The 18,935-nt window shown below is 73.0% G+C and carries 11 protein-coding genes; 7 read left to right on the top strand and 4 right to left on the bottom strand.

Going from position 1 to position 18,935, the window contains the following annotated elements; all coding sequences use genetic code 11:
• Positions 1–7: 7 nt before the first annotated feature.
• The gene (gene gatB / locus ACZ6TD_RS16135; protein ID WP_471354596.1) at positions 8–1,513 is read left to right on the top strand and encodes an Asp-tRNA(Asn)/Glu-tRNA(Gln) amidotransferase subunit GatB; all 1,506 of its coding nucleotides are present in this window, start codon (positions 8–10) and stop codon (positions 1,511–1,513) included.
• A 355-nt stretch (positions 1,514–1,868) separates the two neighbouring features.
• Here gatB and ACZ6TD_RS16130 read toward each other — a convergent pair whose 3' ends face one another.
• Positions 1,869–3,359 carry a M81 family metallopeptidase gene (locus ACZ6TD_RS16130; RefSeq protein WP_471354595.1) on the bottom strand — a complete coding sequence of 497 codons (1,491 nt, stop codon included), beginning with the start codon at positions 3,357–3,359 and terminating at the stop codon, positions 1,869–1,871.
• Positions 3,360–3,487: 128 nt separating this feature from the next.
• Here ACZ6TD_RS16130 and ACZ6TD_RS16125 point away from each other — a divergent pair, with 128 nt between their 5' ends.
• From ACZ6TD_RS16125 to ACZ6TD_RS16115, 3 genes are all read left to right on the top strand, one after another.
• Positions 3,488–5,884 (top strand): MMPL family transporter, encoded by a 2,397-nt coding sequence (locus ACZ6TD_RS16125; protein ID WP_471354593.1) that lies wholly within the window; start codon positions 3,488–3,490, stop codon positions 5,882–5,884.
• 150 nt (positions 5,885–6,034) lie between these two features.
• The gene (locus ACZ6TD_RS16120) at positions 6,035–6,226 is read left to right on the top strand and encodes a hypothetical protein (RefSeq protein ID WP_471354591.1); all 192 of its coding nucleotides are present in this window, start codon (positions 6,035–6,037) and stop codon (positions 6,224–6,226) included.
• A 142-nt stretch (positions 6,227–6,368) separates the two neighbouring features.
• Positions 6,369–9,785 carry a helix-turn-helix transcriptional regulator gene (locus ACZ6TD_RS16115; protein WP_471357771.1) on the top strand — a complete coding sequence of 1,139 codons (3,417 nt, stop codon included), beginning with the start codon at positions 6,369–6,371 and terminating at the stop codon, positions 9,783–9,785.
• Positions 9,786–9,873: 88 nt separating this feature from the next.
• Here ACZ6TD_RS16115 and ACZ6TD_RS16110 read toward each other — a convergent pair whose 3' ends face one another.
• The 3 genes from ACZ6TD_RS16110 to ACZ6TD_RS16100 all read right to left on the bottom strand — a co-directional run bounded on the left by ACZ6TD_RS16110 (position 9,874) and on the right by ACZ6TD_RS16100 (position 12,493).
• Positions 9,874–10,044 (bottom strand): DUF6191 domain-containing protein, encoded by a 171-nt coding sequence (locus ACZ6TD_RS16110; protein ID WP_471354590.1) that lies wholly within the window; start codon positions 10,042–10,044, stop codon positions 9,874–9,876.
• Between the two features lie 121 nt (positions 10,045–10,165).
• The gene (locus ACZ6TD_RS16105; RefSeq protein ID WP_471354588.1) at positions 10,166–11,359 is read right to left on the bottom strand and encodes a PQQ-dependent sugar dehydrogenase; all 1,194 of its coding nucleotides are present in this window, start codon (positions 11,357–11,359) and stop codon (positions 10,166–10,168) included.
• A 135-nt stretch (positions 11,360–11,494) separates the two neighbouring features.
• Positions 11,495–12,493, bottom strand: coding sequence for an aldo/keto reductase (locus ACZ6TD_RS16100; RefSeq protein ID WP_470004926.1), 999 nt, complete (start codon positions 12,491–12,493; stop codon positions 11,495–11,497).
• Positions 12,494–12,568: 75 nt separating this feature from the next.
• On the opposite strand from ACZ6TD_RS16100, the gene ACZ6TD_RS16095 reads away from it, so the two are divergent.
• The 3 genes from ACZ6TD_RS16095 (at position 12,569) to ACZ6TD_RS16085 (ending at position 18,910) form a co-directional block, all read left to right on the top strand.
• Positions 12,569–13,567: a 2-hydroxyacid dehydrogenase gene (locus ACZ6TD_RS16095; RefSeq protein ID WP_471354586.1), complete on the top strand. Its 999-nt coding sequence runs from the start codon at positions 12,569–12,571 to the stop codon at positions 13,565–13,567.
• Positions 13,568–13,913: 346 nt separating this feature from the next.
• Positions 13,914–16,829 carry a putative bifunctional diguanylate cyclase/phosphodiesterase gene (locus tag ACZ6TD_RS16090; protein ID WP_471354584.1) on the top strand — a complete coding sequence of 972 codons (2,916 nt, stop codon included), beginning with the start codon at positions 13,914–13,916 and terminating at the stop codon, positions 16,827–16,829.
• 227 nt (positions 16,830–17,056) lie between these two features.
• Complete coding sequence (locus tag ACZ6TD_RS16085) at positions 17,057–18,910, top strand: acetolactate synthase large subunit (protein ID WP_471354582.1); 1,854 nt, start codon at positions 17,057–17,059, stop codon at positions 18,908–18,910.
• Positions 18,911–18,935 lie beyond the last annotated feature (25 nt).

Below are 18,935 nucleotides of genomic sequence, written 5' to 3'. Positions count from 1 at the left end.
TTTTTCCGTGACCGTCACTGAACTGGTGTCGTACGAGGACGCCCTCGCCACCTACGACCCCGTGATGGGGCTCGAGGTGCACGTCGAGCTCGGCACCAAGACCAAGATGTTCTGCGGGTGCTCCACGGCGCTGGGCGCCGAGCCCAACACGCAGACCTGCCCCACCTGCCTCGGCCTGCCCGGCTCGCTCCCGGTGGTCAACGCGACCGGCGTCGAGTCCGCCATCAAGATCGGGCTCGCGCTCAACTGCGAGATCGCCGAATGGTGCCGCTTCGCCCGGAAGAACTACTTCTATCCGGACATGCCGAAGAACTTCCAGACGTCGCAGTACGACGAGCCGATCGCCTACAACGGCTATCTGGACGTCGACGTCGACGGTGAGGTCTTCCGCGTCGAGATCGAGCGCGCCCATATGGAGGAGGACACCGGCAAGTCCACCCATGTGGGTGGCGCGACCGGCCGCATCCACGGCGCCCAGCACTCCCTCCTGGACTACAACCGGGCCGGGATCCCGCTGATCGAGATCGTCACCAAGCCGATCGTCGGCGCCGGGGAGAAGGCCCCGGAGGTCGCCAAGGCGTATGTGACCGAGCTGCGCGAGCTCATCAAGTCGCTCGGGGTCTCCGAGGCGCGCATGGAGATGGGCCAGATGCGCTGCGATGTGAACCTGTCGCTGCGCCCGCACGGCGCCGAGAAGTTCGGCACCCGCTCCGAGACCAAGAACGTCAACTCGCTGCGGTCGGTCGAGCGCGCGGTCCGCTTCGAGATCCAGCGCCATGCCGCGGTGCTGGGCGACGGCGGCACGATCATCCAGGAGACCCGCCACTTCCACGAGGAGGACGGCTCCACGACCTCCGGCCGGGTCAAGGAGGAGGCGGAGGACTACCGCTACTTCCCCGAGCCCGACCTGGTGCCGGTCGCCCCCGCCCGGGCGTGGGTGGAGGAGCTGCGCGGCGGGCTTCCGGAGCTGCCGCGGGTGCGCCGCAACCGGCTGCGCGAGGAGTGGGGCCTGTCCCGGCACGAGATGCAGTCGGTGCTCAACGCCGGTGCGATCGACCTGATCACGGCCACGATGGACGAGGGTGCCCCGGCCGACCAGGCCCGTAAGTGGTGGATGGGCGAGCTGGCCCGCCGTGCCAACGAGGACGGGGTGGAGCTCGCGGCGCTGCCGATCACCCCGGCACAGGTGGCCCGGGTGTGCGCGCTGGTCAAGGAGGGTTCGCTCAACGACAAGCTGGCCCGCCAGACCATCGAGGGCGTCCTCGCGGGCGAGGGCGACCCGGACCAGGTGGTGGCCGAGCGCGGGCTGAAGGTCGTCTCGGACGAGGGTGCGCTGGGCATCGCCGTGGACGAGGCGATCGCGGCCAACGCGGCCATCGCCGACAAGATCCGCGGCGGCAAGGTCGCGGCGGCGGGTGCGCTGGTCGGCGCGGTCATGAAGGCCACGCGCGGCCAGGCGGACGCGGCGCGGGTGCGCGAGCTGATCCTGGAGAAGCTGGGCGTCGAGGGCTGACCGGCCGGACGTTCGCCTGTTTCGTTTCCTGACGGCGGCGGGGTGCGCGAGAGCGCGCCCCGCCGCCGTCGTACGCGCCCTTCCGCACTGTCCGGTGGGTCTCTCCCCTCCCCGCTACCAGAAGCTCCGCCCCTGGACCCCAAGGGGTCGACGAGCCGACCGGCGCCGCGACCAGCTCACTGGCCGGGGAGGCCGACCGCGCCACCTGTGACGCGGCCGGGGTCTGGGGCGGTGCCCCAGTTGTGGGAAGGGGAGGGGGGAGCGGCCCGCCGCAGGCGCCAAGACCCGCCGGACACCCCCAGAGCAGCCGGACACCCCAGAGCGGCCCGGACACCCCAGAGCGGCCCGGACACCCCTAGAGCAGCAGCGGCTCCAAGTGCGGCACCTCGAACCCCTCGTCGTCGAAGGGGTACAGCGGCCGCACGAGGCGCCGATGGCCCAGGCGCGGCAGATCCTGGTCGACCCCGCCGGGGGTGAGCGCGAGCCGCCAGTCCGCCGCCAGGGCGTACAGCTCGGGCTCCAGATAGCCGATCTTGACGACGACGAGGTCATAGCCGCGCGGGTCCAGCTCGCCGAAGTCGGCCAGGGTGTGGAAGGGCTTGCGGCGGCTGACCAGGATCGCCGTGACGCCCCCCTGTCGCACCGCCGCGAGATCCCCGCCGACCGGGTCGTCGCGGCGCAGGGCGACCACCTCGCCGGTCAGCTCGCAGGGCGCGGCGTGGTCCGCCGTCCCCCGGCTGATCCCGCCGCCCACGGACAGCCGGACCGTCGCGCCCGGCCCGGCGGCGAAGCACTCCGCGACCGCCGCCGGATCGGTGATCCCGGGGTGCAGGGCGGTGGCGCGGCCGGCGGCCAGGTCCTCGTTGGCCAGCAGCCGCCCGAGCATATAGGCCAGGTCCCCGGCGCCCCCGGCCGTGGGATTGTCGCCGGAGTCGCTGATCAGGAAGGGGCGGGCGGAGGAGGCGACGGCCTCGGCGATGCACTCGTCGGCGCCGCCGGTGGGGCCGACGAAGGCGAAGTCGCGGCGCATCTCCCAGTACTCGCGGGCCAGGGAACGGGTCTGCTCGACGGCGAGCACGGGGTCGTCGCCGGTCACCACCACGGCCGCCCGGCAGCGCGGCTCGTCGGCCCAGGCGTAGCCCACCCAGATCGCCGCGTCCACGACACCGTCCATCGCCTCCACGGCGGCCAGCCGCCCGTACAGCGACTTGGCGGGCTCCAGACGGGTGCTGGTGCGCTCACCGGGCAGCAGCACCGGGATCTGCACCCAGGCCAGATGCGGGCGGCCCCTGCCGGAGGCCAGGCGCTCCACCAGCTTGCGGGCGGCGCGCTCGCGGGTCTCCCAGGCGTCCTCGTGCGGGGCGAGCCGGTGGGCGGTGATCAGATCGAGCCGGCCGGCGAAGCGGCGGGAGACATTGCCGTGCAGGTCCATGGCGGCGGAGATCAGCGCGTCGGGCCCGATCGCCTCCCGTACGGCCTCGGTCAGGTCGCCCTCGGCGTCCTCGAGGCCCACGACGCTCATCGCGCCGTGGATGTCGTACACCAGCCCGTCGAGCGGACCGGCCCGCCGCAGTCGCTCGATCAGCTCACCCTTGATCCGGTCGTAGGTCCCGCGCTCGACCGGGCCGCCGGGGAGCGAGACGGCGTGGAGCAGGGGCACCCACTCGGCGCGCCCGGCCAGATCGCCGTCCGGCCGGGTCCAGGCGTAGCGGCCCAGCAGCTCGGCGCCGCGGGTGACGCGGAAGTCGTCGTAGGAGGCGCGGTGCGGGCTGAAGGTGCTGGACTCGATGTGCATACCGCCGATGCCGATACGCGGGCGGCGGCCTCCGGACGCGGCAGGATTCATGCTCTCCGACTTCCCCCTCCCTTATGTGGCGAAGCCCACAAAGGGGACAAAGGATCTCTTCCGCCTGGCAGAGTGCCAGGTCACAAGCACATCACGTCGCCCCCCGGCGCACGACCCGGAAAGCAGCCATGGCCGCACTCGCCCGCTGGTGTCTCAGGCGCCGCGCCATCGTCATCGTGCTGTGGCTGGCCGCCTTCGCCGGGGTCGCCGCGGCGGCGGCCGTGACGGGCTCGGCGTACTCCAACGACTACGACATCCCGGGCACCGACTCCTCCAAGGTCTCCGCCCTGATGGAGCGGCGGCTGCCGGACCGGGCGGGGGACAGCGACACCATCGTCTGGCACACCGCGGACGGCGCGGGCACCGTACGCGCCCCAGGGGTCGAGCGGCGGATGACGGCGGCGCTGCGGCAGGTCGCTGACCTGCCCGGCGTCGCCTCCGTGACCGGCCCGTACGGCGCCGTCTCAGCGACCGGTCCGTACGGCGCCGCTGACACCGGCCGGTTGGGCGGATCCGGCGGGCTCGGCGAAGCCGGTGACAACGGCCGGATCAGCGCCGACGGGCACACCGCCTACGCCACCGTCGTCTTCCGGGAACCCGCCGCCGACCTGGGCGAGGCGGAGGTGCGCCGGGTGCTCGACACGGTGCGCTCCGCCGCCTCCGGGGCCAAGGGCCTTCAGGTCGAGATGGGCGGTGCGGGCGCCGGGCTCACCGAGCGGACCGGGCCCGCCCATCTGAGCGAGGCCATCGGGGTCGGCGTGGCCGCCGTGGTGCTCTTCCTCGCCTTCGGCTCGCTCGCGGCGACACTGCTGCCGATCGCCACCGCGCTCATCGGCGTCGGCACCGGGTACGCGGCCATCGGGCTGCTCGGCCACGCCATGACGATCGCCGACTTCGCGCCCATGCTCGGCATGCTGATCGGCCTCGGCGTGGGGATCGACTACGCGCTGTTCATCGTCACCCGGCACCGCAAGGGGCTGCGGCGGGGGCTGTCGGTCGAACAGGCCGCCCAGCGCGCGGTGGCCACCTCGGGGCGCGCGGTGGTCTTCGCGGGCGCGACCGTCTGTCTCGCGCTCCTCGGCATGCTCGTCCTGCGGCTGTCCTTCCTCAACGGGGTGGCGGTCGCGGCGGCGCTCACCGTCGCCCTTACCGTCGCCACCTCGCTCACCCTGCTGCCCGCGCTGCTCGGCCTGATCGGCATGCGGGCCCTGAGCCGGAGGGAGCGCGGACGGCTGGCCGAGCGGGGGCCGGAGGCCGCGGCGTCCCAGGGCCTGGGCGCCCGCTGGGCGCTCTGCGTCGAGCGCCGCCCCAAGCTGCTGGGCGCGGTCGCGGCCGCCCTCATCGCGGTGCTCGCCCTCCCCACCTTCTCGCTCCACCTGGGCACCTCGGATCAGGGCAACGGCTCCTCGGCCTCGACCACGCGACGGGCCTACGACCTGCTGGCCGAGGGGTTCGGACCAGGTTTCAACGGTCCGTTGACGCTGATAGGCAGCATGGACGGGGCCGACGACCGTATGGCCTTCACGCAGCTGCCCGAGACCCTGCGGACCATCCACGGGGTGGCCTCGGTGAGCGCGGCGGACCTGGGCGGAGGCGGCGACACCGGCGTCATCACGGTCGTCCCCACGACGGCACCGCAGTCACGGGACACCTCCGACCTCGTCGGACGGCTGCGCGCCGAGGTGCTGCCCCGGGCCGAGGAGGGCAGCTCGCTGCGGGTCTACGTGGGCGGGCTGACCGCGGGCTACGACGACTTCGCCGCGGTGATCGTGAGCAAGCTGCCGCTGTTCGTGGGGGTGGTGGTGGCGCTGGGATGTGCGCTGTTGCTGCTCGCGTTCCGCAGCATCGGCATCCCGATCAAGGCGGCGGTCATGAATGTGGCCGCCGTCGCGTCGTCCTTCGGCGTGGTGGTCGCGATCTTCCAATGGGGCTGGGGGAGCGAACTGCTGGGGCTGGGCAGGGCGGGCCCGATCGAGCCCTTCCTGCCGGTGATCATGGTGTCGGTGCTCTTCGGGCTGTCCATGGACTACCAGGTCTTCCTGGTCAGCCGGATGTACGAGGAGTGGCGGCGCACCCGCGACAACCGCACCGCGGTCCGGGTGGGGCTCGCCGAGACCAGCCGGGTCATCAACTCCGCGGCCGTCATCATGATCGCGGTCTTCTCGGCATTCGTGCTCAGCGGCGACCGGATCATCGCGATGTTCGGCATCGGGCTGGCGGCCGCGGTCGCCCTGGACGCCTTCGTCCTCCGTACGCTCCTGGTGCCCGCGCTGATGCATCTGCTCGGGGGCGCCAACTGGTGGCTGCCGGGCTGGCTGGAGCGGCTGCTGCCGAGGATCAGCATCGAGGCGGAGGGCGACGGCGCGGACGACGCCGAGGGCGGCAGCGCGGACGACGCCGAGGGCGGCGCGGAGGGCGATGGCGCGGGCCCGCCGTCCGGGCCGGTGCCGGTGCCCGTGCCGCTGCCGGGGCAGCCCGCGAACGGCGCGGCGCGGGCCGGTGCGGCACGGTCGCCGGTGCCCTAAGGACCCTCCTCAGGCTTTCTCAGCCGTTCGGGCGGGGCGCCTAAGGCCCTGGCCCGAGCGAAGATCGGGCAGCCTCCCGATGTGCCGGACCCTCCTGGGCGACGAGAGTGGACGCGTTCCACGAAACCACTCGTCACCAGGGAGAACGCCATGCTGCACCATGAGTTGCACCGTATCCGCGAGGCCGAGCTGCGGCGGGAGGCCGCCGCCCACCGGCTGGTGCGGGAGGCGGTGGAGGGGGCCGACGGCCGGTCGGCCGGGCGGGGGAGCGGAGGGCGGGTGAGGCCGGTCCGGCGCTGGCGCGGCCACCGCTCACCACGGTCGTACCGCACGGCGGCCTGACGGCGGCCGGGCGGTGCCGCTCGTCATGGGGGCCGGGGCGGGGGCCGGAGCGGTGGGCGCCAAAGTGGTAGGCGCCAAAGCGGTGGAATCCGGAGCGGTGGGTGCCGGAAAAGCCGGTGCCGCGGTGTCGGGGCCCTGTGCGATGCTCGACGACGTGCACACCACGTCTGTCAGCCCTGTGTTCATCGGCCGCGCCCAGGAGTTGGCCACCCTCGAGGACGCGCTCGCCCGCGCCACCGCGGGCGAGCCGCAGGTGCTGCTGGTGGGGGGAGAGGCGGGGGTCGGCAAGACCCGGCTCATCGACGAGTTCCTGGCCTCGGCCGTGACCGCGGGGGCGGTCACGGCGGTCGGCGGCTGTGTGGAAATCGGCGCCGACGGACTGCCGTTCGCGCCCGTGTCCACCGTGCTGCGCTCACTGCGCCGCAAGCTGGGCACCGAGCTGGACGGGGCCGCCGCAGGGCAGGAGGGCGAACTGGCCCGGCTGCTGCCCGAACTGGGCGAGACCTCCCGCGCGTCCCACGACGGGGACGGCCGGGCCCGGCTGTTCGAGCTCACCGTCCGGCTGCTGGAGCGGCTGGCCGCGGAGCGCACCCTCGTCGTCGCCATCGAGGATCTGCACTGGGCCGACCGCTCCACCCGCGAGCTGCTCGGCTATCTCTTCCGGTCGCTGCTCAGCGCCCGGCTGCTGGTCGTGGCCACCTACCGCTCCGACGACATCCACCGCCGCCATCCGCTGCGCCCGTTCCTCGCCGAGGTGGACCGGACGCGCGAGGTGCGGCGCATCGAGCTGTCCCGCTTCACCCGGGGCGAGGTGCACGCCCAGCTCACCGGGATCAACGGGGCCGAGCCGGAGCGCGAGCTGGTCGACCGGATCTTCGAGCGCAGCGACGGCAACGCCTTCTTCGTGGAGGAGATCGCCCGCTCCCTCAACGAGGGCTGCGCCACCGGCCTCAGCGAATCCCTGCGCGATCTGCTGCTGGTGCGGGTCGAGGCGCTGCCCGAGGAGGCCCAGGGGGTGGTGCGGATCCTCGCCGAGGGCGGCTCCTCGGTGGAGTACGAACTGCTGCGCGCGGTCGCCCGGCTGGACGAGGACGAGCTGATCGACGCACTGCGGGCCGCGGTCGGGGCGAACATCCTGCGCCCCACGGCCGACGACAGCGGCTACCGCTTCCGGCATTCGCTGGTGCGCGAGGCCGTGCGCGACGATCTGCTGCCCGGGGAGCGCTCCCGGCTCAACCGGCGCTTCGCGGAGGTGCTGGAGGCCGAGCCCGCGCTGGTGCGGGCCGATGAGCGGGCCGCCCGGCTGGCCAGCTACTGGTACCACGCGCACGACCCCGCCAAGGCCCTGCCCGCCGTGCTCCAGGCGTCCGTCGAGGCGCGGCGGCGGTACGCCCACGCGGAGCAGCTGCGGCTGCTGGAGCGGGCCATGGAGCTGTGGGAGGACGTCCCCAAGGAGATACGGCGGGCGCAGCGGCCCATGGACTACGCGGAGGTGTACCCCGCCTGCGGCTGTGAGGACCAGGCGCTGCGCCATCTCGATCTGCTCGCCGAGGTGGTGGTGGCCGCGCATATGTCCGGGCAGCGGGAGCGCGCGCTGGCCGTCAGCAAGCGGGCGCTGCGGACGCTGGAGCGCGGCGGTGACGACCCGCTGCGGGCCGCCTGGTTCTGGACCCAGCAGGGCAAGCTGATGGAGGGCCTGGCCCGCGGTGACGGCTGGGAGGAGCTGAGCCGGGCCCAGGAGCTGGTGCGCGGGCTGCCGCCGTCCCCCGTGCACGCCGAGGTCATGGCGCAGGTGGCGGGCTGGACGATGACCCACCGGCCAGGTGCCGAGGGCCTGGCCGCCGCCGAACGGGCGGTGGAGCTGGCCCGGCTGGTCGGCGCCGAGGGCACGGAGCTGAACGCCCGCCTGACGCTTGGCTACTTCACCGGTGACTCCGGCGACATCGAGCGCGGGCTGGCCGAGATGCGCGAGGTCTGCGAGCGGGCCCTGGCCCTCGGCGACATCAGCGTCCTGGGGCGCTGCTATGTCAATCTAGCCTCGGCGCTGGAGGGGGTCGGCCGGTCGGCCGAGGCGGTGGAGACCGCCGAGGAGGGCGCCCGGATCCTGGACCGCGTCGGCCTGGTGGACTCCCGGGCCTGGGTCTACGGGAATCTGGCCGAGTCGCTGTTCTCCCTGGGCCGCTGGGACGAGGCGGAGGCGGCGGCCCTGAAGACCCGGCGGCTCGCCCTCGGCACCAAGCCGCGCGGCACCGCCTCCAACCGGCTCGCCCAACTGGCGCTGGCGCGCGGGGAATGGGACACGGCGGAGCGCGAGCTGGCCGCCGCCCGGGAGCACTACGGCGCCCGCAACACCGAACCGCAGTACACCCTCCAGGTCGCGGGGCATGCCATCGAACTCGCGGCGGCGCGCGGCCGGATCCTGGAGGTCCGGGCCCTGCTGCAGCAGGTCGTGGAGGCCGGTTTCCCGCCCGGGATGCAGCGCTATGCCTGGCGGTTGCTGTACACGGCCGCCGCGGCCGAGTCGGCCTCCCGCGGACTGCCCACGGCCGAGCCGGGCCGGGGCGAGGCGCTGGCCCGCCTCCGGGCGGCGGCGAAGCGGGTGCCGCAGCCCGTGCCGGTATGGCGGGCCCACGCGGCGATGGTGCAGGCCGAACTGGCGCGTGCCGAGGGCCGGGACCGGCCCGACCTCTGGGCCGAGGCCACGGCCGCCTTCGCCGCGCTGGACCGCCCGTACCCGCTGGCCCGCGCCCGCCACCGCTGGGCGGAGGCGCTGCTCACCGCGGGCAACGGCGCCTCCGGCCAGGGCGCCCACGGTCAAGGCGCCCCCAGGCAGGGCGCCCCCAGGCAGGGCGCCAACGGTCACGGTGCCCACGGCCAGAGCGCCCACGGCCAGAGCGCCCACGGCCAGGGCGCCCAGGGCCAGGGCGCCCAGGGCCAGAGCGCCCAGGGCCAGGGCGCCCCCAGGCAGGGCGCCCACGGTCAGGGTGCTTCCGGTCAGGGCATCCCCGGGCACCCTGCCCCCGGTCAGAACGTCCCCGGGCAGGGCCTCCCCGGCCAGGGCCTCCCCGGCCAGGGTGCCTCCGGCCAAGGCGCCCCGGCCCAGGCCGATCGCGAGCACGCCGCCGAACTGCTCGCCCAGGCGCATGCCGTGGCCGACCGGCTGGGCGCCCGTCCGCTGCGCGAGGAGATCGAGCTACTGGCCCGGCGCGCCCGGCTGCCCCTGGCGTCCGCCGCGACCCGCGCCGCACTGGACGCGTCCCGGCCCCGCACCCCCGCGCTGCCCCCGGCCCCGGGCTCCCCCGCCCCGGCCGCCGAACCCGCCGATCCGGCCGAGGAGCTGGGGCTGACGCCCCGGGAGCGGGATGTGCTGCGGCTGGTCGCCGACGGGCGCAGCAATCGCCAGATCGCCGAGGAGCTCTTCATCTCGCCCAAGACGGCCAGCGTCCATGTCTCCAACATCCTGGCCAAGCTGGGCGTCTCGGGCCGGGCCGAGGCAGCCGCCGTGGCTCATCGCCTGCGCCTGGTGGACGGCCTGGCCGACGGCGTGGCGGCACGCTGACGGGATGCGCGGTGCGCACCGGCAGGACGCCGGGGCGCTGGACGCCGGGGCGCTGACAGGACGCGCGGTACGCCGGCCGCCCGCCGGGTCAGTCCCCTTCGCGGGGACGGATCACCACTCGCCCGGAGTCGAGGTCTATAGGGCCCTTCCACGGCGGGTCGCTGTTGCCCGTCTCGTCGAGCGTGAACTCCAGCCGGTTGCGCTCTTCCTCGGTGTGCTTGCGCCCGGGCGCGAACAGTTCCTCGATGAGGTTGAACATGACGACCCCCGTAGGCGTGCGACTGCTGCCAGTGTAGGCGGACCCGTCACAGAACGGGCACCCCGCGACATGTCCACCGAACTGGGCGACGCCATTGGCCGGTTCGCTCCCTCAGCAGCTCTCAGCGGACCTCCAGCCGCAGGATCCGGTCGTCCTCCCGACCCGGCTTACCACGGCCATCCGTATTGCTCGTGGTCAGCCACAGCCCCCCGTCGTCCGCCGCCACCACGCTGCGCAGCCGTCCGTACTTCCCGTCCAGGAACGACTGCGGCTTCGCCACCGCCTTGTCGCCCTTCAGCGGAATGCGCCACAGCCGCTCACCGCGCAGCCCCGCCATCCAGATCGAGCCCTTGGCGAAGGCGATTCCGCTCGGCGAGGCGTCCTTGGGCTTCCACTGCTCGAGCGGATCGGCAAAGCCCTTCTTCCCGGCCTGGCCCTCGACCTCCGGCCAGCCGTAGTTCTTGCCCGGCTCGATCAGATTGAGCTCGTCCCAGGTGTCCTGGCCGAACTCGGAGGCCCACAGCCGCTTGTCCGCATCCCAGGCCAGGCCCTGCACATTGCGGTGACCCGGGGAGTAGACGACCGACTGGGCGTCCGGATTGCGGGGCGCGGGCTCGCCGTCCGGGGTCATCCGCAGGATCTTGCCGCCGAAGGAGTCCATGTCCTGGGCGAGCCCGCGGTCACCGCTCTCTCCCGTGCCCGCGTAGAGCATCTTGTCCGGGCCGAAGGCGATGCGGCCCCCGTTGTGGATCTGGCCCTTGGGGATGCCCTTGAAGATCGTGTCCGGGGCGCCGAGCTGATTGCCGGCGGGGCGCTTGTCGTCGTACACCATCCGGACGATGCGGTTGTCCGAATCGGTGGTGAAGTACGCGTAGACCATATGGTCCGTGCCGAAGTCGGAGGAGACCGCCAGCCCCAGCAGCCCGCCCTCACCGGCGGCCGAGACGCCCGGGACGGACCCCAGCTCGGTCTTCTTCCCCGAGTCCGCCGAGACCTTGAAGATCTTCCCGGTGTCCCGCGAGGAGACCAGCAGATCCCCACCGGGCAGCGGCGCGAGCCCCCAGGGGGAGTTCAGCTTCGTGGTGAGCGTGCGCTCCACCTTCACCGAGCCCTTCGCGGGCGCCGCGGACTCCGTCGGCGAGGGCGCGCCCGAGGAGGAGCCTCCGCCGCCCGGCTTCGTGGGCGCGGACGACCGGCCGCCCGGTCTGGTGATGCTGTCGCCGTCGGACGAGCAGCCCGCCACGAGCGAAACGGCGGCAGCGGCGGCGAGAACAGAGGTGACGCGAGGACGTCGCACGGTCGGGTTCCTCTCCATGGGCACGTGTGCCGCGGCACGGCACTGATTCTTATACACCGCGGACCCGCGCCGGGTTCCCATCCCCGAACCGGGCCCCGACCAGGGCCGAACGCACACCGGCGGCCCGCGCCGGGCGGCCGGTGTGCGACGCGTTCAGTCCCACGATCCCCGCGCCGGCGGCAGCTCCGCGATCTCCGCGAGGTCCGCGGGCGAGAGCGGCAGACCGGCCGCCGCGCAGTTCTCCGCCGCCCACCGCTCCCGCTTCGTCCCCGGCACCGGCACCACATGCGGCCCCTGCGCCAGCAGCCAGGCCAGGGCCACCTGTGCCGGGGTCACCCCGTCCCCGTGCCGCTGGGCGACCCGTCGCAGACCGGCCACGATCGGCTGGTTCGCGGCCATCATCTCCGCCGTGAACCGCGGGTGCCGGGCCCGCATGTCGTCCGGTTCGAAGCCCTGCCCCGGGGTGAGCGTCCCGCTGAGGAAGCCGTTGCCCAGCGGCATCGCCGCCAGGAAGCCCACCCCGCGCGAGGCGCACCACGGCACCAGCGCCTCCAGCGCGTCGGGCGACCACACCGACAGCTCCGCCTGCACACAGCTGACCGGAAAGACCTGCTGGACCCGCTCCAGCTGGCGCACCGTGGCGTCGTGCATCCCGGCGCCCGCCCTCCGCTGCGCCCGCGCGCCCACGGCGCACAGCCCGAGCGCCCGCACCTTCCCGGCCGCGACCAGCTCCGCCATCGCACCCCAGGTCTCCTCTATGGGGACCTCCGGGTCGGCCCGGTGCAGCTGGTAGAGGTCGATCACATCGGTCTGGAGCCGGCGCAGCGAGGCGTCGCAGGCCCGCTTCACATAGCCGGGCCGCCCGTTGGCCACGATGTGCTGGTCGCCCACCAGCAGTCCGCATTTGGTGGACACGAAGGCGTCCGCCCGCCGCTCCTTGAGCACCCGCCCCACCAGCAGCTCATTGGTGAAGGGGCCGTACATGTCGGCGGTGTCCAGCAGGCTCGCCCCCGAGTCGAGCGCGGTGTGCACGGTGCGCACCGAGTGCTCGCCACTGCGCTGCGAAGCGGTGTACGCCCAGCTCATCGGCATGCATCCAAGGCCGATGGCCCCCACTTCGAGCGCCGCCGCTCCGATCCTCCTGCGCTCCACCTGGCCTGACCCCTCCCGTTCCTCGGACCCCAAACTAACCTCTGCCAACGGCCGGTGATCGCATAGCCTCCTGGCATGAGTGCAGATGACAGCGATACGTTCCGCCACCGCGATTCGACTCACGGTTCATCCGAAGCGCGCGACCTGGTGTGGCTGCCCATCCCGCCCGAGGAGATCGACGGCCTTCCCGACACCCTCGAATACGCCCACTGGGACGGCGGCGAGGACTTCCCCACCGACCCGGCGCGCTGCGCGTTCTACTGCGTCCCCTACATGAAGCCGCCGCAGGTGTGCACCCGCCCGCTGCCCGCCATGGCCAACCTGCGGGTGGTGCAGACCCTGACCGCCGGAATAGACCACATCAAGCCCGCGCTGGCCGATCTCGCGCCCGGGGTGCGGCTGTGCAACGCGCGCGGGGTGCACGACGCGAGCACCGCCGAGCTCGCCCTCACCCTCATCCTGGCCTCGCTGCGCGGTATCCCCGACTTCGTCCGGGGCCAGGACGCCGAGGAGTGGCGCTCCGGCTTCCGTCCCGCGCTCGCCGACAAGTCCGTACTGATCGTCGGCTACGGGGCCATCGGCAGCGCGATCGAGGATCGGCTCGTGCCGTTCGAGTGCGAGCGGGTGGCGCGCGTCGCGCGCTCCCCGCGCACGACCGAGCGCGGCCCGGTGCATCCGATCGACGCATTGCCCCGACTGCTTCCGGAAGCCGATGTGGTGGTGCTGGTGACCCCGCTCACCGAGGCCACCCGTGGTCTGGCCGGGGCGGAATTCCTGTCGCGGATGAAGGACGGGGCGCTGCTGGTGAACGTGGCCCGTGGTGGGGTCGTGGACACCAAGGCCCTGCTCACGGAGTTGGAGTCGGGCCGGCTGCGGGCCGCGCTCGATGTGACCGACCCCGAACCACTGCCCGCCGGGCATCCGCTGTGGCACGCTCCAGGGGTACTCATCTCCCCGCATGTGGGCGGCCCCACGTCGGCCTTCCTCCCGCGCGCCAAGCGGCTGTTGAGGGATCAGCTGCACCGTTACGCGCGCGGCGAGTCGCTGGCACATCTCGTCGCCACGACGGGGTAGACATGCCTCTGGCACCACATACAGGCACCGATTGACTCCCCTCCGTATATACAACGCCGTAGTCGGTTACGGTCCGTAGGTGGCCTATGTCCCTGAGTGACCAGTCTGGTGTATCGTCCCGAGCGGGGGCTGCGCCACTGACCTGACGGCGTCAGCGATGGACCGGAACTCGAGGGGGGCGACGGGCGATGTATGGCCGATGGACCGACAACCCGACGCAGCTCAGGCGTCGACCGCGACACTTCCGCGCAGCCGCGCGGTTCTCCAGCTCGACGAGGCCCGCGGGGATACCGCTTCCGGGAGCCCCGAGGCGCCAGTGGTCCGCCACGCAGTGGATGGCAGTCCAGTGAGCGCCACGGGAGCGGTGCTCGCCCGGCCGTCGGTCTCCGGCGGCGGGGCCGGGCTGTTGCCGCAAGTGGTCCTCGCCCTGGTCTGCGGCGGTTACGCGGCGGGGGCGATCGTCGGCTGGGGATCCTCCCGACTGGCCCTCGTCATGGGTGACTTCGGGCTGAGCGCCGCCGCCTTCGCCGCCGCGGCCTCCTGTCTGTGGCACGGCCGCCGGCACGCCGGGCGGCTGCGCCCGGCCTGGCTGCTGTTCGCCGCCTCCTCGGCCATGGCCGGGCTCGGGAACGCCGTCTGGGGCTGGTACGAGGTGGTGCTCGGCCGCCCCGTGCCGACCCCCTCGGTCGCCGACTTCTGCTTCCTGCTCTTCGCCCCGCCCGCCATCGTCGGGATGCTGGTGCTCGCCAAGCGCCCCACGAGCCGCGCCCGGTGGATCTGTCTGGGGCTGGACGCCTGGCTGATCGCCGGATCGCTGGTCACGCTCTCCTGGAGCCTCGCGCTCGCCCACACCGGGGAGTTCGGCGCGGACGGCGCCTCCGTGGCCCGCGGCGCTCTGTCGCTCGCCTATCCGCTGCTGGACATCGTGCTGGTCAGCATGGTGATCGTGCTCCACTTCCGGCGTTCCTCGGGCAACCGCTCCGCGATCAACACCGCGATCGCCGCCTTCGCGCTCACCGTGCTGTGCGACGCGCTGTTCACCTCGCCGCTGCTGCGGGAGCACTACCGCTCCGGGCAGATACTCGACGCCGGGTGGTTCGCCGGTTCCGCGCTGCTGGCGTACGCACCCTGGGTGGCCCGCCGCGAGGCCGCCCAGAACCCGCCGCCGGCGCGTCGCTCCCCGCAGCAGAGCGTCCCCATCGCGGGCTCGCTCGCCGCACTCGCGCCCTATCTCGCCGCCGCCGTCTGCACCCTGGGGGTCCTGTTCAACGTGATGGACGGCCGGCCGATCGACGGGGTGGTGCTCTTCACCGCCTGCGCGGTCGTGCTCGCGCTCGTCGTCCGACAGGCGATCATGCTGATGGACAACATCAGGCTCACCCAGGAACTCGCGCAGAAGGAGAGCCACTTCCGCTCCCTGGTGCAGAGCTCCAGCGATGTGATCATGATCGCCGCGCCCACCGGAATCCTGCGCTACGTCAGCCCGGCCGCCTCCGGGGTCTACGGCCGCGACGCGGAGGAGCTGGAGGGCTCCGAGCTGGCCTCCCTCATCCACCCCGAGGACCTCGGATCGGTGGTCCACGAGGTCCGCCGGTTCCTGGCCGCCTCACCGGGCGAGGAGCCCACCACGCGCATCGAATGCCGCTTCCGCTCCGGCTCCGGGGACTGGCTCAACGTGGAGTCCACGATCAACCGCCACCACGGCGGGCTGATCTTCAACAGCCGCGATGTCACCGAGCGGGTCCGGCTCCAGGCCCAGCTCCAGCACAACGCCGAGCACGACCCGCTCACCGATCTGCCCAACCGCGCCCTGTTCACCCGGCGGGTCGCGCACGCCGTCGCCGGCCGCCGCCGTACGGACGCCGGCACCGCCGTGCTCTTCATCGACCTCGACGGCTTCAAGGCGGTCAACGACACCGTCGGCCACCACGCCGGGGACGAACTGCTGGTCCAGGCCGCCCGCCGGCTCCAGGAGTCCGTGCGGTCCGGGTCCGGCGACTGCGCGGCCCGGCTCGGGGGCGACGAGTTCGCCGCCCTCATCCTCGGCGACGGCGAGGGGGACACGGGCACCCGCGAGCAGCGCATCATGGAGATCGCCGACCGGCTGCGGCTCCGGCTCTCCCAGCCCTACCGGGTCGAGGGCGGCACCGAGGTCCGCGTGGCCGCCAGCATCGGCGTCGCCTTCGCCGAGCCCGGCACCAGCCCCGGCGCCCTGATGCGCAACGCCGACCTGGCGATGTACCGCGCCAAGGCCGCGGGCAAGAACCGCGTCGAGCTGTACGCACCACAGATGCAGGCCGAGGTGGCGCGGCGCGCCGAGGTCGCCACCAGACTGCGAGCCGCCCTGCACGACGGGGAGTTCGTGCTGCTGCACCAGCCCGTCGTCGAGCTGACCAGCGGCCGGATCACCGCGGTCGCGGCCCAGGCCCGCTGGCGCTCGGCCCAGGGCATCCTGTTCACCCCCGCCGAGTTCCTCCGGGTCGCCGACAACGGCCGGGGGAGCGGCGAGGACACCGCCCGCACCGCCGAGCTGTCCCGCTGGATGCTCGAGGCGGCCGTCGAGCAGGCCGCCCAGCGGCGCCGCGACGGCCATCCGGTGCCGGTCTGCGTACGGCTCCCCGCGAGCCGGCTGGTGGACAAGTCGATGCCGCCCAAGGCCGTGGAGACCCTGCTGGCCCGCCACGGGCTGCCGTCCGGCGCGCTGATCCTGGAGCTGACCGACAGCGATCCACGGGTGCCGCTGGACGAGCTCGAGCACCGTCTCGGCGCGCTGCGCCGCCTGGGGGTGCGGATCGCCCTCGACGGCTTCGGCAGCGGCTATGCCGCGATCAGGGCACTGCGCAGGCTCCCCATCGATGTGCTGAAACTGGACCCCGGACTGGTCGAGGGAGTGGTCGAGTCCTCACGGCTGCACAAGATCACCGCGGGCCTGCTGAGGATCGCAGGCGACCTCGGAATGCAGTCCATCGCAGAGGGGGTGGAGTTGCCCGAGCAGATTGTCACCCTGCGCGGTATGGGATGCACCCACGCCCAAGGGGCGGCCTTCAGCGGGCCGCTGGACGAGCACCGGCTGCGCCGGGCGCTGCTGCGCGGCGGCTACCCGGTGCCGCGCCCGGAGCCCCCGCTGCTGGTCGGCGGCACCCTGCCGATCCGGCACGGCGCTCACGGCGGGCACGGCGGCTCCCACGGCCCGCGCCGTACGGAGCCGCACACCCACCCGCCGACCCGCTCAAATACTGAGACGCCCGTCCCACCCACTTGACACCCGATATGCGCCGGGGGGAGGGTCGGAGCCATGCGCACCCGAATTCTCGTACTTGGACAGCGCGTCGGCTGAGCAGGGCTCATCGAAGCCCTGCGGACCCTCACCGGCGCGCTCCCCTCGCTTGCCTTACGGCACGAGGGGTTTTTTGTTGCACCGGCAGGGCCGGTGCACCGCCCCGCCCCCTCCCTCCCGCACCGAACCTCACCTTCGAGAAGAGAATGCCGATGACCGAGCAGGCCCCCGGGTCCCATCACCCCCAGCCTCGGCCCCGTAGCGGCGGACCGCAGTCCGCCCCCGTCGAGCACGTCACGGGCGCGCAGTCCCTCATCCGTTCCCTCGAGGAAGTGGGTGCCGACACCGTCTTCGGCATCCCCGGTGGCACGATCCTCCCCGCGTATGACCCGATGATGGACTCCTCGAAGGTCCGGCACGTGCTGGTCCGCCATGAGCAGGGCGCGGGCCACGCGGCCACCGGCTACGCCCAGGCCACCGGCAAGGTCGGCGTCTGCATGGCGACCTCGGGCCCCGGAGCGACCAACCTGGTCACCCCCATCGGCGACGCCCATATGGACTCGGTCCCGATCGTCGCGATCACCGGCCAGGTGGCGTCCAAGGCCATCGGTACGGACGCCTTCCAGGAGGCGGACATCTGCGGCATCACCATGCCGATCACCAAGCACAACTTCCTGGTCACCAAGGCCGAGGACATCCCGCGCACGATCGCCGAGGCGTTCCACATCGCCTCCACCGGCCGCCCCGGCCCGGTCCTGGTCGACATCCCCAAGGACGTGCTCCAGGCGCAGACCACCTTCTCCTGGCCGCCGCAGATCGATCTGCCCGGCTACCGCCCGGTCACCAAGCCGCACGCCAAGCAGATCCGCGAGGCCGCCCGCCTGATCACCCAGGCCGAGCGCCCGGTGCTGTACGTCGGCGGCGGCGTGATCAAGGCGCAGGCCACCGCCGAGCTGAAGGTGCTGGCCGAGCTGACCGGCGCGCCGGTCACCACCACCCTGATGGCGCTGGGCGCCTTCCCCGACAGCCACCACCTCCACCTCGGCATGCCGGGCATGCACGGCACCGTCGCCGCCGTGACCGCGCTGCAGAAGGCCGATCTGATCGTGGCGCTCGGCGCCCGCTTCGACGACCGCGTCACCGGCAAGCTGGACTCCTTCGCCCCGTACGCCAAGATCGTCCACGCGGACATCGACCCGGCCGAGATCGGCAAGAACCGCGCCGCCGACGTGCCGATCGTCGGGGACGCCCGCGAGGTCATCGCGGACCTGGTCGTCGCCGTCCAGGCCGAGCACGACGCGGGCCACACCGGCGACTACAGCGGCTGGTGGGAGGACCTGAACCGGTGGCGGGAGACCTACCCGCTCGGCTACGGCCAGCCGGCCGACGGCAGCCTCGCCCCGCAGCAGGTCATCCAGCGGATCGGCCAGCTGGCCCCGGAGGGCACGATCTTCGCCGCGGGCGTCGGCCAGCACCAGATGTGGGCCGCCCACTTCATCGACTACGACACCCCCGCCACCTGGCTGAACTCGGGCGGCGCCGGGACGATGGGCTACGCCGTCCCGGCCGCCATGGGCGCCAAGGCCGGTGCCGACGAGGGCCGTACGGTCTGGGCGATCGACGGTGACGGCTGCTTCCAGATGACCAACCAGGAACTGGTCACCTGCGCGCTGAACAACATCCCGATCAAGGTCGCGATCATCAACAACGGCGCGCTGGGCATGGTTCGCCAGTGGCAGACCCTCTTCTACAACCAGCGCTACTCCAACACGGTCCTGCACTCCGGCCCCGACGCCCCCGCGCAGGCGAACCTGGGCACCCGCGTCCCCGACTTCGTGAAGCTCGCCGAGGCCATGGGCTGCGTCGGGCTGCGCTGCGAGGACCCGGCCGACCTCGACGCCGTGATCGAGAAGGCCAACGCGATCAACGACCGCCCGGTGGTCGTGGACTTCATCGTCCATGAGGACGCCATGGTCTGGCCGATGGTCGCGGCCGGCACCTCCAACGACGAGATCCTGGCGGCGCGCGACACCCGCCCGGACTTCGGCGACGGCGAAGACGACTGAGGCCAGGACCGAGAGAGAGAAGAGA

The sequence above is a fragment of the Streptomyces yongxingensis genome (genome assembly GCF_055597465.1).
The sequence above is the reverse complement of the archived record's forward strand: the minus strand, read 5'-3'. Positions and strand labels throughout refer to the sequence as shown.